General features: G+C 63.1%; 15 protein-coding genes. 7 read left to right on the top strand and 8 right to left on the bottom strand.

Going from position 1 to position 12306, the window contains the following annotated elements:
• Window positions 1-71: 71 nt before the first annotated feature.
• The 7 genes from ACZ5Y5_RS10775 to ACZ5Y5_RS10745 all read left to right on the top strand — a co-directional run bounded on the left by ACZ5Y5_RS10775 (window position 72) and on the right by ACZ5Y5_RS10745 (window position 5728).
• Complete coding sequence (locus ACZ5Y5_RS10775) at window positions 72-992, top strand: heme o synthase (RefSeq protein ID WP_464808628.1); 921 nt, start codon at window positions 72-74, stop codon at window positions 990-992.
• The gene (locus ACZ5Y5_RS10770; protein ID WP_464808627.1) at window positions 989-1120 is read left to right on the top strand and encodes a hypothetical protein; all 132 of its coding nucleotides are present in this window, start codon (window positions 989-991) and stop codon (window positions 1118-1120) included. Before ACZ5Y5_RS10775 ends, ACZ5Y5_RS10770 begins: the two co-directional genes overlap by 4 nt.
• Window positions 1120-1695: a cytochrome c oxidase assembly protein gene (locus ACZ5Y5_RS10765; protein ID WP_464808626.1), complete on the top strand. Its 576-nt coding sequence runs from the start codon at window positions 1120-1122 to the stop codon at window positions 1693-1695. The genes ACZ5Y5_RS10770 and ACZ5Y5_RS10765 overlap by 1 nt, the downstream gene beginning before the upstream one ends.
• A gap of 44 nt (window positions 1696-1739) precedes the next feature.
• Window positions 1740-2570 carry a cytochrome c oxidase subunit 3 gene (locus ACZ5Y5_RS10760; protein ID WP_464808625.1) on the top strand — a complete coding sequence of 277 codons (831 nt, stop codon included), beginning with the start codon at window positions 1740-1742 and terminating at the stop codon, window positions 2568-2570.
• Between the two features lie 208 nt (window positions 2571-2778).
• Window positions 2779-3417, top strand: a complete 639-nt coding sequence (locus ACZ5Y5_RS10755) for an SURF1 family protein (RefSeq protein WP_464808624.1) — start codon at window positions 2779-2781, stop codon at window positions 3415-3417.
• A 44-nt stretch (window positions 3418-3461) separates the two neighbouring features.
• On the top strand, window positions 3462-4862 hold the full coding sequence (thrC, locus tag ACZ5Y5_RS10750; RefSeq protein ID WP_464808623.1) for a threonine synthase: 1401 nt from the start codon (window positions 3462-3464) through the stop codon (window positions 4860-4862).
• Window positions 4859-5728, top strand: coding sequence for a class I SAM-dependent methyltransferase (locus ACZ5Y5_RS10745; RefSeq protein ID WP_464808622.1), 870 nt, complete (start codon window positions 4859-4861; stop codon window positions 5726-5728). The genes thrC and ACZ5Y5_RS10745 overlap by 4 nt, the downstream gene beginning before the upstream one ends.
• A gap of 14 nt (window positions 5729-5742) precedes the next feature.
• Here ACZ5Y5_RS10745 and ACZ5Y5_RS10740 read toward each other — a convergent pair whose 3' ends face one another.
• The 8 genes from ACZ5Y5_RS10740 to sseA form a co-directional block, all read right to left on the bottom strand.
• Window positions 5743-6978 carry a murein hydrolase activator EnvC family protein gene (locus ACZ5Y5_RS10740; RefSeq protein WP_464808621.1) on the bottom strand — a complete coding sequence of 412 codons (1236 nt, stop codon included), beginning with the start codon at window positions 6976-6978 and terminating at the stop codon, window positions 5743-5745.
• A 79-nt stretch (window positions 6979-7057) separates the two neighbouring features.
• Window positions 7058-7480, bottom strand: a complete 423-nt coding sequence (locus tag ACZ5Y5_RS10735; RefSeq protein WP_464808620.1) for a 23S rRNA (pseudouridine(1915)-N(3))-methyltransferase RlmH — start codon at window positions 7478-7480, stop codon at window positions 7058-7060.
• 44 nt (window positions 7481-7524) lie between these two features.
• Window positions 7525-7914 (bottom strand): ribosome silencing factor, encoded by a 390-nt coding sequence (gene rsfS, locus ACZ5Y5_RS10730; RefSeq protein ID WP_464808619.1) that lies wholly within the window; start codon window positions 7912-7914, stop codon window positions 7525-7527.
• A gap of 12 nt (window positions 7915-7926) precedes the next feature.
• Window positions 7927-8556 (bottom strand): nicotinate-nucleotide adenylyltransferase, encoded by a 630-nt coding sequence (locus ACZ5Y5_RS10725; RefSeq protein ID WP_464808618.1) that lies wholly within the window; start codon window positions 8554-8556, stop codon window positions 7927-7929.
• A 4-nt stretch (window positions 8557-8560) separates the two neighbouring features.
• Complete coding sequence (locus ACZ5Y5_RS10720; RefSeq protein ID WP_464808617.1) at window positions 8561-9073, bottom strand: sterol desaturase family protein; 513 nt, start codon at window positions 9071-9073, stop codon at window positions 8561-8563.
• Window positions 9074-9183: 110 nt separating this feature from the next.
• A complete protein-coding gene (locus tag ACZ5Y5_RS10715; RefSeq protein WP_464808616.1) occupies window positions 9184-9924 on the bottom strand; it encodes a TorF family putative porin in 741 nt (246 codons plus the stop codon).
• Window positions 9925-10129: 205 nt separating this feature from the next.
• Window positions 10130-11392 carry a cystathionine beta-lyase gene (gene metC / locus ACZ5Y5_RS10710; protein WP_464808615.1) on the bottom strand — a complete coding sequence of 421 codons (1263 nt, stop codon included), beginning with the start codon at window positions 11390-11392 and terminating at the stop codon, window positions 10130-10132.
• A complete protein-coding gene (sseA, locus tag ACZ5Y5_RS10705) occupies window positions 11344-12192 on the bottom strand; it encodes a 3-mercaptopyruvate sulfurtransferase (protein ID WP_464808614.1) in 849 nt (282 codons plus the stop codon). The genes metC and sseA overlap by 49 nt, the downstream gene beginning before the upstream one ends.
• Between the last annotated feature and the right edge of the window lie 114 nt (window positions 12193-12306).

Genomic DNA, 12306 nt, shown 5'->3' with positions numbered 1-12306 from the left:
GCTTTCGCTGCGAACCCGATATAAGCAGCCCCGGCGTCCTTGATGGCGCCGGGCTGCCGCATGAGGAGCATATGGCAAGTTCGCCGTTCATGGCCGGAAGCACCGCTTCCACGGTTCCCGCGCATTGGCGGGATTTCGTCGCACTGACCAAGCCGCGCGTGATGACACTCGTCGTCTTCACCGGATTGTGTGGTCTGCTCGCGGCGCCTGGTCATATTCATCCGGTCCTGGCTTTCACGGCGATTCTCTGCATCGCGCTCGGGGCAGGCGCTGCTGCGACGCTCAACCAATGGTATGAGGCCGATATTGATGCGAAGATGAAGCGGACGGCGAACCGGCCGCTTCCCGCTGGCCGCATGGATCGGCAGTCGGCGCTTCACTTCGGCGTAGGCCTTTCCTTCTTCTCCGTGTTGTTGATGGGCGTAGCGACCAATTGGCTTGCTGCAGCTATTTTGGCTGTTTCTATCCTCTTCTATGTGTTCGTCTATACGATCTGGCTGAAACCGCGCACGACGCAGAATATCGTGATCGGTGGTGCGGCAGGGGCATTCCCTCCGGTGATCGGCTGGGCCGCCGTTACGGGAGATATTGGCGCTCTCCCCGTTGCGCTTTTCATGCTGACCTTTTTCTGGACGCCACCGCATTTCTGGGCGCTCGCACTGTTCGTGAAGACCGATTACGCTGCTGCCAACATCCCGATGCTACCCGTCGTGGCTGGGGAGGTCGCGACCCGGCGGCAAATCTGGTTTTACACCGCAATCATGGCTGCGGCCGCGATGGCTCCTGTTCTGCTGCGCTTGACGGGCCTGATCTATGGCATCGCCGCGCTGCTGGGCACTGCGCTGTTCGTCGTCTTTGCCTTCCAGGTCTTCCGGCGGCGAGAGACCGACTCTAGCCGCATGGGGCCGGAGCGGCGCTTGTTCAAATATTCGATCCTCTATCTCTTTCTTCTGTTCGGGGCGGTGGTCGTCGATCGGTGGGTGCTGGCATGACGCCCGAGGAAGAAAAGCAGGTGCGTAGCAGGCAGAAGTCGCGCGCACTCGTAACGGGGTTGCTGCTCGGCGCACTGGTCATCCTCTTTTACGCCATCACCATCGCCAAGATCAGTGGAGGACATTGATGGCCAGCTTGCCGCCGTCCCCTTTCGATCGTGACCGTCGGAATCGCCGGACGTTGGTGGCGATGACAGGCGTCGGCTTGGCGATGCTCGGACTGGGTTTCGCTTCGGTGCCGCTTTACCGCATATTCTGCGAGCGTACGGGTTTCGGCGGCACGACGCAGCGCGCGTCCGGGTATCTGAACGTGCAACCTGCCGTCGGGCACAGCATGTCGATCCGGTTCGATTCGAATGTTCAACCCGGCATGCCGTGGCAATTTTATCCGGAGCACCGGACTGATACGGTAACCATCGGCGCCCGCGATATGGCGATCTTTATCGCCAAGAACATGTCGGACAAGCCGATTACGGGCACGGCCAGCTTCAATGTCACGCCGACACAGGCGGGCGCCTATTTCACCAAGATCCAATGCTTCTGCTTCACCCAGCAGACCTTGCAGCCGGGCCAAGAGGTGCGGATGCCAGTGATCTATTATGTCGATCCAAAGATTCTTGCAGATTCCGACAACCGGGATACCCAGCAAATTACGCTAAGCTACACCTTCTATCCTGTTGAGCAGGACAAGAAGCCAAGCTAAGGCAATCCACGATAACGCGAACCGCGAACAGGGAAGAGTACGTCATGGCAGGCGCCAAGCAGCACGATTATCATATTCTACCGCCCAGCATCTGGCCGCTTTTCGGGTCCATGTCGGCGCTGGTTATGGCCTTTGGCGCGATCATGTGGCTGCATCCCGACGCCATGCCCGCCGGCGGTGGCTGGGTTTTCTTGATCGGCGTGGCCGGCGTTCTGTTCACGATGTACAGCTGGTGGGCCAATGTGATTGCTGAGGCGCATGCGGGCGATCATACTCCCGTTGTTCAGTTGCACCTGCGCTATGGCATGATCCTTTTCATCGCCTCTGAAGTCATGTTCTTCGTGGGCTGGTTCTGGTCCTTCTTCGACTTCTCCTTGTTCCCGAGCCAGCTTGCCCCGATCGAGGGGATGTTCCCGTCGAAGGGCATCGAGGTGATGAATGCGTTTGAGCTGCCGTTGCTCAACACGTTGATCCTGCTCTGCTCGGGCACTACCGTTACCTGGGCGCACCATGCACTGATCCACGGTGATCGGGAGAGCCTCAAGACCGGTCTCTGGCTGACGGTGATCCTCGGCCTGCTCTTCTCGTCGATCCAGGCCTATGAATATGCACATGCGCCGTTCCCGTTCGGCGGCAGCCCCTACAGCTCGGCCTTCTACATGGCGACGGGCTTCCACGGCTTTCACGTCCTGATCGGTACGATCTTCCTGATCGTCAATCTGGTCCGCGTTTATAAGGGGCACTTCACTCCGCGGCAGCATTTCGGTTTCGAAGCTGCAGCCTGGTACTGGCACTTTGTTGACGTCGTCTGGCTGTTCCTCTTCGTCGTGATCTACGTGTGGGGTGGCTGGGGCGCGCCGATGCACGGCGGCTAAGCGCTGACTTGAATGTGGATAGTGAACGGCCGGGCGCACCCCGGCCGTTTCTTTTTGCGGCAAGGATAATTAAGGCTGTGCGGATGCTGCTGCCCAAACCCATGCTGCGCCCGAACTCTGCCAGCTTTTCCTTCACAGCCTTATCTGATGTCGGCCGGAGGTTCCGGCCAGCACCGACCGTCGGCCTGCTTTCAGCGGAGCAGCAGAGATGAAGAACGGACGCTTACCGCTTCTGCCGACCTTTGTGGTCGCTGCTGCCATCCTTGTGATGATCGGCCTTGGCGTATGGCAATTGCAAAGGCGTGGCGAGAAGGAAGCGATGCTCGCCCTAGCCGCGGCCAATCCCGCCAAACCGCCGATTAGTTTCCCATCCATGCCGCCGGTGCCGGCCGAAATGCTGTTTCGTAGGTCATCGCTGCATTGCCTCAACGTCGTCGGATGGCGGACCGAGGCGGGTCGCGCGGCCGATGGATCGGTCGGCTATCGCTACATTGCGCAATGCTCGACCGGCGCGGAAGGTCCTGGCGCGCTCGTGGCGTTGGGCGTCGCCAAGCAGCCGGACCTAAGGCCAAGTTGGAAAGGTGGACAGGTGAGGGGCTGGATTTCGGAAGAGCCAGACCACAGAGCGCTCCTTGGCCGACTTGGCGGCGATGCTCTTCCCCTACGGCCCATGCTGATTGCGGAGCAAGCGCCTGAAGGCCTGAAGCCGGTCGCCCCGCCGAGCGTGGAGGATGTCCCAAACAATCATCTCGCCTACGCCGTTCAGTGGTTCTTCTTCGCTGCCGTCGCGGCCTTCATCTATGTGCTCGCCCTGCGCAGGCGCACGCGTACGCACGAATCGTCGTAAAAGCTTGCTCCCCGGGCTGTGCACCGCTACCGCGCTTCCCCATCATGCAATATGTGAGTACCAGAGGAAGCGCCCCGAAGCTGGGTTTTGAAGATGTGACGCTGGCGGGGCTGGCGTCCGATGGCGGGCTATACATTCCTGAAAGCTGGCCTCGCTTTTCCGAGGGCGAGATCAAGGCGCTGGCCGGACTGTCCTATGTCGAAACGGCCGTGCGGGTCATGGCGCCCTACGTCGCTGGATCGCTCAGCGAGGATGAACTGCGGGAGCTTTGCACGGCGGCTTATGGCCGGTTCAGCCATCAGGCGGTAACGCCGCTGGTGCAGCTTGACCACCAGCATTGGCTGCTGGAGCTGTTCCACGGTCCGACGCTCGCCTTCAAGGATGTGGCCCTGCAATTGCTCGGCCAGCTGTTCGAGCGCTTTCTGTCGCGGCGGGATGATCATCTGACGATTGTCGGGGCGACTTCGGGGGACACCGGGTCAGCAGCGATCGACGCGGTGGCGGGGCGGGAGAAGATCGATATCTTCATGCTGCATCCCGAAGGCCGCGTGTCTGACGTTCAACGGCGGCAGATGACGACGGTGCGCGCGCCCAACGTGCACAATATCGCGATCGAAGGTAGCTTTGACGACGCGCAGTCGTTGGTGAAGGCGATGTTCAACGACCCTGCCTTTTCCAAACGCTTCAACCTGTCGGCCGTGAACAGCATCAACTGGGCGCGGCTGATGGCGCAGGTCGTCTATTATTTCTACGCGGCAGTGCGCCTTGGCGCGCCGGAGCGGCCGGTGGCCTTTTCGGTGCCCACAGGCAATTTCGGAGACGTATTTGCGGGCTATGTCGCCGCGCAGATGGGCTTGCCGGTCGCCAAGCTGATGGTCGCGACCAATGTGAACGACATTCTGCACCGCGCGCTGGCCGATGGGGATTATAGCCAGGGGCAGGTGGTTCAGACGGCGACGCCCAGCATGGACATTCAGATCAGTTCCAATTTCGAGCGGCTGCTTTTTGATGCAGGCGGGCGGGATGGCGCTGCGCTGGCGGAACAGATGAAGGGGTTTGAGGCAAGCCGCGCAATGCGCCTCACCAATGCGCAGCGTGCGGGAGCGGCAAAGCTCCTCACGTCCGCCCGTGTCGATGGCGATGCCATGAATATGGCGATCCGCTGGGCCTTCGATGGCGCCGGACAGGTGATCGATCCCCACACCGCGGTCGGTCTTGCCGCTGCTCGCGAGTTGGAGATCGACGCGAGCATTCCTATCGTCACCTTGGCGACCGCCCATCCGGCCAAGTTCCGTGAAGCGGTCGAGCGCGCGACGGGTATCCGCCCGCCCTTGCCCGCGCGGATGGGCGACCTGTTCGCCCGCGAAGAGGCTTATGCCAAACTACCTGCGACCTTCGATGCCATAACCGCCTATGTCGCGGAGCGCGCCACCCCAAGGGCATGAAGCTCCATACTCTCATCGGCGAACCTTGGTCCGATTATGGCCTGATCGACTCAGGCCACGGACGTAAGCTCGAACGCTACGGCCGCTTCCGTTTCATCCGGCCGGAGCCACAGGCGATGTGGGCGCCCGCAAGCGCTGAGTGGCAAGCCGACGGGGAGTTCGTGCCGGGGTCGGATGAGGAAGGCGGCGGCCGCTGGGTGCATGCCCGACCGGTGCCTTCAGAAGGCTGGCCGCTGTCCTGGAACGAGGTGACTTTCCAGGCGAGTTGCACGCCCTTTCGCCACTTGGGCTTCTTCCCGGACATGGCGCCTGTCTGGAGCTGGATGCGGGAGCAGGCTGAAGGGGTCGAGCAGCCTCACATCATGAACCTGTTCGGCTACACCGGCGTCGGCACGCTGGCGATGGCGGCTGCCGGTGCGCAAATGGTGCATGTCGATGCGTCCAAGAAGTCCGTCGCTCAAGCAAGAGCCAATGCGGCTGCCTCCGGGCTGGAGGATCGGCCCGTCCGCTGGATCGTCGATGACGCCGCCAAATTTGTGGCACGCGAAGTCCGGCGCGGACGGCGTTATGACGGCATATTGCTCGATCCCCCTAAATATGGCCGCGGGCCGGATGGCGAAGTTTGGCGGCTCGAAGAAGATCTGCCGGGCCTTATCGCCAATTGCCGCCAGTTGCTCGATGCAGATAGCCGCTTCCTTTTCCTCACGGTCTATGCGGTGCGCATGTCTGCACTTGCGATCGGGGAGTTGCTGAGACAGGTCTTCGCCGATCTGCCTGGCGAAGTGGAGGCGGGCGAACTGGCTGTGCGGGAAGAAGCACGGGGCTTGGCATTGCCCACCGCGATATGGGCGCGGTGGCGGCGCTAACCGCCGCGATCGATCTACCCCAAGCCTACCAGCGGAACGATATCGACCGGCCGCCCGTTGCGGCGCAGTTCGATGGTGATGCTCGGCCGTCCAGGTCCGGCGCTGCCGAGCGGATCGCCCTGACGCACAGTGTCGCCAACCGCTGCAGACAGGCGGAGCAAGCCGGTGATCAGTGTTGTCCATCCGCCGCCATGATCGAGGATCAAAATTTGCCCGTAGCCACGATAGGGTCCGGAAAAGACCACCCGCCCTGCTGTTGGCGCCACAGCCAGCGCACCAGCCTGGGTCGCGATCGTGAGGCCGCGCGACCGCACGCCACTTTCCGACAACTCACCCATCCCAGTGACGAGTTGGCCCATGACCGGTAGCCGATAAGGTGGCGGCCCATCTGATGGACGCCGAGCTGCTGGCGCCGGCGCAGCCGTCAGGTCAGGGCGCGCGGGGCGAAGAATGGGGCCAGGCAGCGCCGCCAGTTCATCACGCAGATCGCCTGCCGCCTGAAGCCGGTCCATAAGATCGACGATGTCGCGCGCCCTTTCCCCAAGGGCCAAAGCCCGATCGCTTTCCAGGCCCGCGTTGGAGCGGTAATCCTTCGCCGCCAGTCGCTTTTCTGTTTCGAGTGCCCGCAGCGCCGCCTGCCGGTTACGCAGATCGGCCTGGCTCTGCGCCAATGAACCCGCAGCTTGTTCTGCGGTCTCGCGCAGCGCCCGGCTGCGCTCCAGCTCGGCGCGCAAACCCGCCGTGCGCTCTTGGATCACCGGCAGGATCTGCCCCAGAACCGCGCGCATATGCACCGCGTCACTGACCGATCCCGGCTGGACCAGAGCCAATGCTAGTGGACGGCGCGCCATCATCTGCAGGGCTGCGGTCAAACGCACCACGGGTTCCTGCTTGGCTGCAAGCCGCGCGGTTTGGGCACGCTGCATGCGGGCAATGATCGCAATGCGGGCCTGGGCGGCCTGGATATCGGCTTCGGCCTGCTGGATGCGGGCGGCCATGGCAGCCGCGCGGCGGCGTGCCTGGTCCGCTTCATCGCGCGCGGCGCTGGCCTGTTGCTCCAGCCGTTCGGATCGATCACGCGCCTGTGCGGATTGGATCCGCGCGGCTTTGAGCGCCGACTGTTCCCGTTGCAGGCTGGTCTCGCCTGTGCCGCCAAGGATGATGCCGGGCGCTGGTGCGGCGACCAGGCGAGCAGCTGCGATGGCCGCTACCATGCCGATGCTCACTGCGCCGATTACCGACCGCTTCACTCTTGCCCCCCGCCGGTCATGTTCAAAGCCGGCTTGCGGATTATCCGCAAAATCCGGCCGCTGTCGAGCGATGAGCGCATCAGCCTTCGCGGTGATAGGGGTGACCTGTCAGGATGGAACAGGCGCGCCAGAGCTGTTCGGCGAGCATCGCGCGCGCCATCATGTGCGGCCAGGTCATGGCCCCAAAGGCGATCAGTAGATCGGCATTTTCCCTGTCGGCATCATCGAAGCCGTCGGCCGCGCCGATCAGGAAACGGCATTCCCGCGTCCCCGCGTCCCGCCATCCTTCCAGCCGCCGGGCAAACTCCATGGAGCCGAGTTGCTTGCCCTTTTCATCGAGCATGACGGTGACAGTGCCCGACGACGCGATCGGCAGCTTGCCGCCGCGATCGGGCAGTTCGGTAATCCTGTGCGGCATGGTCAGCCGCTTCATATAGCGATCGACCAGTTCGGCTTCCGCCGATCGCCCAATCTTCCCGCGCGCGATGATGTGGAGGAGCATGGCTGTGCCCCTAGCCTGTCAGCACGCGCTTGTCGAAGCCAGCTTCAGGCGGTGCCAGCTACCGGCGCATCGACAAAGCCCCACATGCGTTCGAGATTGTAGAAGCTGCGCACTTCCGGCCGGAACAGGTGAACGATCACGTCACCGGCATCGATCAGCACCCAGTCGGCAACCGGCAGCCCTTCGACGCGTGCAGAGCGGCCCGTTGCTTGCTTGATGCGCTCCGCCAGCTTCTGCGCCATCGACGCGACCTGGCGCGATGAGCGCCCGCTGGCGATCACCATATGGTCAGCGATGCTGCTTTTGCCTTCGAGCGGGATGGAGATGGTTTCCTGCGCCTGGTCGTCGTCGAGCGACTTGAGGACAAGGTCGTGCAGGGCGGCAACGGTGTCGGCATTTTGGGCCGTGTCGTTGGCGGGATGTGGTCTGGTCAAAGATGCTCCATTCTAGACAATCAACCGGCGCGTGAGCGGATCGCGCACGCGTGCATGTTCATATTCGCGATGCCAGAGGGGTTTCGCCTGCCGCAGCAGGGTCGCCGATCTTGGATCAGGGCGAAAGCGCAAAAGCACAAGCGCCGGCGGTCTCCAATCCGTCCAGTCTGCACTCTGGCGCGCGGGCCGGACGAAACGCCGCAGCCAGGCCATGGCCCCAGAGCCACGGGCGGCATCATCATAACCGGGGCGGGCGATTACGGCAATGGGCATCTGCCGCGCAATGCCGCGCCAATCCTTCCACTGACCGAACTGCGCCAAATTGTCCCCGCCCATCAGCCATATGAAGCTGTTTCGCGGGAAGCGGCGGGTGATCGCCCTGACAGTGTCGACCGTATAGCGGGTGCCCAGCGCCTGCTCGATCGCAGTGGCGCGAATCGGCGTGCGGCGAGTCATGGTTCGCGCGTGGCGGAGTCTTGCGGCGAGCGGAGCCATGCCCTTGCGCGGCTTGAGGGGGTTTCCCGGGGACACAAGCCACCAGACCTCGTCAAGTCGCAGCGCCTTCGCCGCGAAAAGGGAGATGGTGCGATGGCCGCGATGGGCCGGGTTGAAGGAGCCGCCAAGAAGGCCGATGCGCGCCATGCTTCTAGTCAGTTTCCACCAGCCCTTTGGCCGCCCGCAACCCGCTGCGGCCGCTGCGCGCCAATTGGCGCTTCAGTTCCTCGGGCGACGGAGCGATCAGGAAGCCGAAGCTGGCGCAGCCTTCGCGCGTCTCGACCGCATGGTGCAGCCGGTGCGCCTGGACGATGCGTTTCATGTAGCGCGAGCGGGGTACATGGCGATGGCCGACGCGGCGATGGACCAGTATGTCGTGGAAGCCGAGATAGATGAGGCCGTAGGTCGCAATGCCCGCTCCGCAAGCGGTGGCCCAGTTGCCCCAGCCCCATTGAACCCCGCCCAGCAGCAGCAGGATGGACGGTATGGCGAAGATGACGAAGTAGAGGTCGTTCGCTTCCCACAAGCCGGTGCGAGCGCGGTGATGGCTCGCATGCAGGAACCACCCCGGACCATGCATCACCCAGCGATGCATGACATAGGCGAAGCCCTCCATCGCAGCGACTGTAATAGCGAAGATCAGGAACAGCGAGGGGACGGACATGGCGCTCTATATAGGGGCCTCGATGGATGCGCGCGACCCGTAATGCTGTGTACATGAAAAAGGCCGCGACCCAGCGGATCGCGGCCCTCCTCTCCATTATCCGGATAAGATCAGAAGGAAGCGGTGATCGAACCCACCACGCCGGCCTTGCTGATGTTGCGGCCGCTCGGGCTGTAGAGCGACTTATTGGTGTCCACATAGCTGACGCCGAAGGTCAGGTGGCTCCAGGTGTAGGTCGCGCCAACGCTCCAGTCGGTGTATTCCTTACCGATCGTCAGATAACTCGGGCCAAAGCTGTGGCCGAGATGCGCCGACACGCCCAGCGGGGTGTTGGGCACGCTCGCTGATAGGTCGCCAGCGATGTAAAGATTGTCTTCCTTGCCGCTACCGACCGACAGCGCCTTTGCCTTGGGCGCATAGGCTGCGCTGAGCTTAGCCGTGGCAGGGCCGAAGGTTCCCTTGATCGATGCGTAGGGCTCGACGAAGTCGGTATTCCCGCCGCCCGAACCCGGATAGTAGTAATAGAGGACGCCGACATCGACGGTGGCTGCACCAATGGTCTTGGAGTAGCCCGCAATCAGGTCGAGTTCTTGGTCGCTGCCAGCGGCGACATAATCATCAATCGACGAACCCCAGGTCGAGACATAAAAGCCCGACTCGTGGGTGACGGTGATGCCGCCCTGCAGCGCGAAGCGCTTGTCAGTCTGCGAGATGCCGCGGAAACGATAGTCGGTGACGACGGCCGCGTTGCCGGTCACGGTGAGCGCCGGAGTAGGCTCGTCCTGGGCGAATGCCGGAACCGACATAGCCGCGAGAGCGACGGCCGAGAGGCCGAGAATGGACTTACGCATTTGGATTCCCCTTGGTGATTTCTGCGAGAGTCCCACCTGCGTCAGGATCCCGAAATCTCTATTCCCGCTGAAGGGCCGGACCGGGTCTTCTGAACAGCACAGGGCATGCCGCCCGCCGCCGCGCTGCACAAGGATTTATTGCTCTACGTTTATATTTTGCTGCTCAAATGTTGCTGGACTGCAACAAAGCCCTTGCTGGATCGGATCAGCCGCGCGCTTTGCGGAAGCGGATGAGGCCAGCTTCAAGATCGGCGATGAGGTCTGCGGGATCTTCCAGGCCGATCTGCAACCGGACGACAGGGCCTTCCGCTTGCCAGCTTGTGGCGGTGCGGTAGCGGGCGGGATCGACAGGCAACGCGAGGCTTTCAAATCCGCCCCAGCTGTAGCCGATGCCGAAATGGGCGAGCCCATCGATAAGGGCGGCACGGGATTTTTCGTCTCCGCCTTTCAGGATGAAGCTGAAGAGGCCGCTGGAGCCGGAGAAGTCACGCTGCCAGACTTCGTGTCCGGGGCAACTCGGGAGCGCGGGGTGGAGGACGCGCGCGACATCGGGTTGAGTGGCGAGCCATCGGGCGATTTCAAGGGCGCTTTCCTGGTGCTGATTGAGGCGTACGCCGAGGGTTCGAAGGCCGCGTGAAGCGAGCCAGGCGTCGTCGGGGCTGACCATTTGGCCGAGCAGATAGGCGGTCTGCCGCAGTTTCGGGAAGAGATCGGGCGTTGCGGTGACGGAGCCGAGCATGACGTCGCTGTGGCCGACGATATATTTGGTGCAGGCGAGGATGGAGATGTCGATGCCGTGGGAGAGGGCGGGGAAGAAATAGGGGGTGGCCCAGGTATTATCGAGAAGAGTGACGATCCCCTTTTCCCCGGCCAGCGCGGTGATGGCGGGGATGTCCTGGACCTCGAAAGTCAGGCTACCGGGGCTTTCGAGGAAGATGGCGCGGGTATTTTCATGAATTAAACCGCGAATTGAATCGATTTTGGCGAGCGGGTCATAGTAAGTCGTTTCGATATCGTAACTTTTTAGCATCTGCTCGCAGAAGTTGCGGGTCGGGTCATAGGCGCTGTCGACCATGAGGAGATGGTCGCCCGGCTTCAGCACCGACAGCAAGGCGCAGGCGATGGCGGCCACGCCTGAGGGAAAGAGCATCGTGCCTTCCGCGCCGGGTTCCATTTCGGTCAGCGCGTCGGCAAGGCTCCAGGCGGTCGGCGTGCCCTTGCGGCCGTAGAAGAGCCGTTCGTGCGTGCTGCTGGACGCGGCGCGGCGCAGATGCGCGACATCGTCATAGAGGATGGTGGAGGCGCGCCAGACCGGCGGGTTGACGATGCCGCCCGGCTGGCCCGGCATGCCGGTCCATTCAGGCTTGCGGCCCGCCTGCGCGAGACGGGTGAGTGGCTTGCGGTCGTCGCGATCCTTGGTCACGCCGCCGCTCCCGTCGCCTTGGGCGTGGCAGGGTCGAGGCCCCATTCGGACCAGCTGCCGTCATAGAGGGTGACGTCGGCCTTCCCCAGCAACTCAAGCCCTGCGAGCAGGATCGCGGCCGTGACGCCGCTGCCGCAAGTGGTGATGACGGGCTGCGAGAAATCCACGCCCGCGTCGAGGAAGAGCCGGCGCAGTTCCTCGCCCGTCTTCATGCTGTTGTCGGCGTTGAAGAGGCTGGCCGAGGGGATGTTGCGCGAGCCGGGTATGTGGCCGGACGCCATGCCGGGCCGGGGCTCCTTTTCTTCGCCGGTGAAGCGGGCCGCGCCGCGTGCGTCGATGACCTGAGCAGCCTGGCTGTCGAGATTGGCGAGCAGGTCCTCCTTGGTCCGCACCTGACCTTCCGCGCGGTGCGCGACGGCGTTGCCGCGCGGGATGACGGGCCAGCCGGATTCAGTGGGCCGCCCTTCCGCCACCCATTTGGGAAGCCCGCCGTCCAGGATCGCAGCGGATGCGCCAACGCCATAGAGGCGCATCATCCACCAGGCGCGCGCGGCGCTATGCGTCGGGCTGTTGTCGTAAAGGATGATGCGGCTGTCCGCGTCGATGCCGAGCGCGCGGCAGCGTTCGGTCATGAAGCTGTCGCTGGGCAGCATGCCCGGGCGCGGATCGTCCGCGTCGGCGAGGGAGCGCAGGTCGAGATAGGCTGCGCCGGGGATATGAGCCGCTTCAAATTCGGCGCGCGGGTCGCGCGGCGTGCCGGGCAGGAAGAGGCTGGCGTCCAGAAGCCTGAGCTCGCTTTTGCCCAGCTCTGCCGCGAGCCAATCGGTGGAGATGAGAATGTCCATGCCGCCTCTATTTGGTGCCGTTTCCAGCTTTTTAGGGGCGGGTGGGGGTGGTGGGAAGGGGCGGACCTTTGTTTCTGTCCTTCGACAGGCTCAGGACCGGCTTCGCTCGAAATG

The organism is Sphingobium sp. TomTYG65 (assembly GCF_055395525.1).
This window is presented reverse-complemented; position numbering and strand designations above follow the sequence as displayed.

Bases quoted from the DNA above. Each gene is read 5' to 3' on its own strand.
- ACZ5Y5_RS10775 (WP_464808628.1), top strand. From the start codon at position 72: ATGGCAAGTTCGCCGTTCATGGCCGGAAGCACCGCTTCCACGGTTCCC.
- ACZ5Y5_RS10770 (WP_464808627.1), top strand. From the start codon at position 989: ATGACGCCCGAGGAAGAAAAGCAGGTGCGTAGCAGGCAGAAGTCGCGC.
- ACZ5Y5_RS10765 (WP_464808626.1), top strand. From the start codon at position 1,120: ATGGCCAGCTTGCCGCCGTCCCCTTTCGATCGTGACCGTCGGAATCGC.
- ACZ5Y5_RS10760 (WP_464808625.1), top strand. From the start codon at position 1,740: ATGGCAGGCGCCAAGCAGCACGATTATCATATTCTACCGCCCAGCATC.
- ACZ5Y5_RS10755 (WP_464808624.1), top strand. From the start codon at position 2,779: ATGAAGAACGGACGCTTACCGCTTCTGCCGACCTTTGTGGTCGCTGCT.
- thrC (WP_464808623.1), top strand. From the start codon at position 3,462: ATGCAATATGTGAGTACCAGAGGAAGCGCCCCGAAGCTGGGTTTTGAA.
- ACZ5Y5_RS10745 (WP_464808622.1), top strand. From the start codon at position 4,859: ATGAAGCTCCATACTCTCATCGGCGAACCTTGGTCCGATTATGGCCTG.
- ACZ5Y5_RS10735 (WP_464808620.1), bottom strand. From the start codon at position 7,480: ATGCTCCTCCACATCATCGCGCGCGGGAAGATTGGGCGATCGGCGGAA.
- ACZ5Y5_RS10725 (WP_464808618.1), bottom strand. From the start codon at position 8,556: ATGGCGCGCATCGGCCTTCTTGGCGGCTCCTTCAACCCGGCCCATCGC.
- ACZ5Y5_RS10720 (WP_464808617.1), bottom strand. From the start codon at position 9,073: ATGTCCGTCCCCTCGCTGTTCCTGATCTTCGCTATTACAGTCGCTGCG.
- ACZ5Y5_RS10715 (WP_464808616.1), bottom strand. From the start codon at position 9,924: ATGCGTAAGTCCATTCTCGGCCTCTCGGCCGTCGCTCTCGCGGCTATG.
- metC (WP_464808615.1), bottom strand. From the start codon at position 11,392: ATGGGGCCTCGACCCTGCCACGCCCAAGGCGACGGGAGCGGCGGCGTG.
- sseA (WP_464808614.1), bottom strand. From the start codon at position 12,192: ATGGACATTCTCATCTCCACCGATTGGCTCGCGGCAGAGCTGGGCAAA.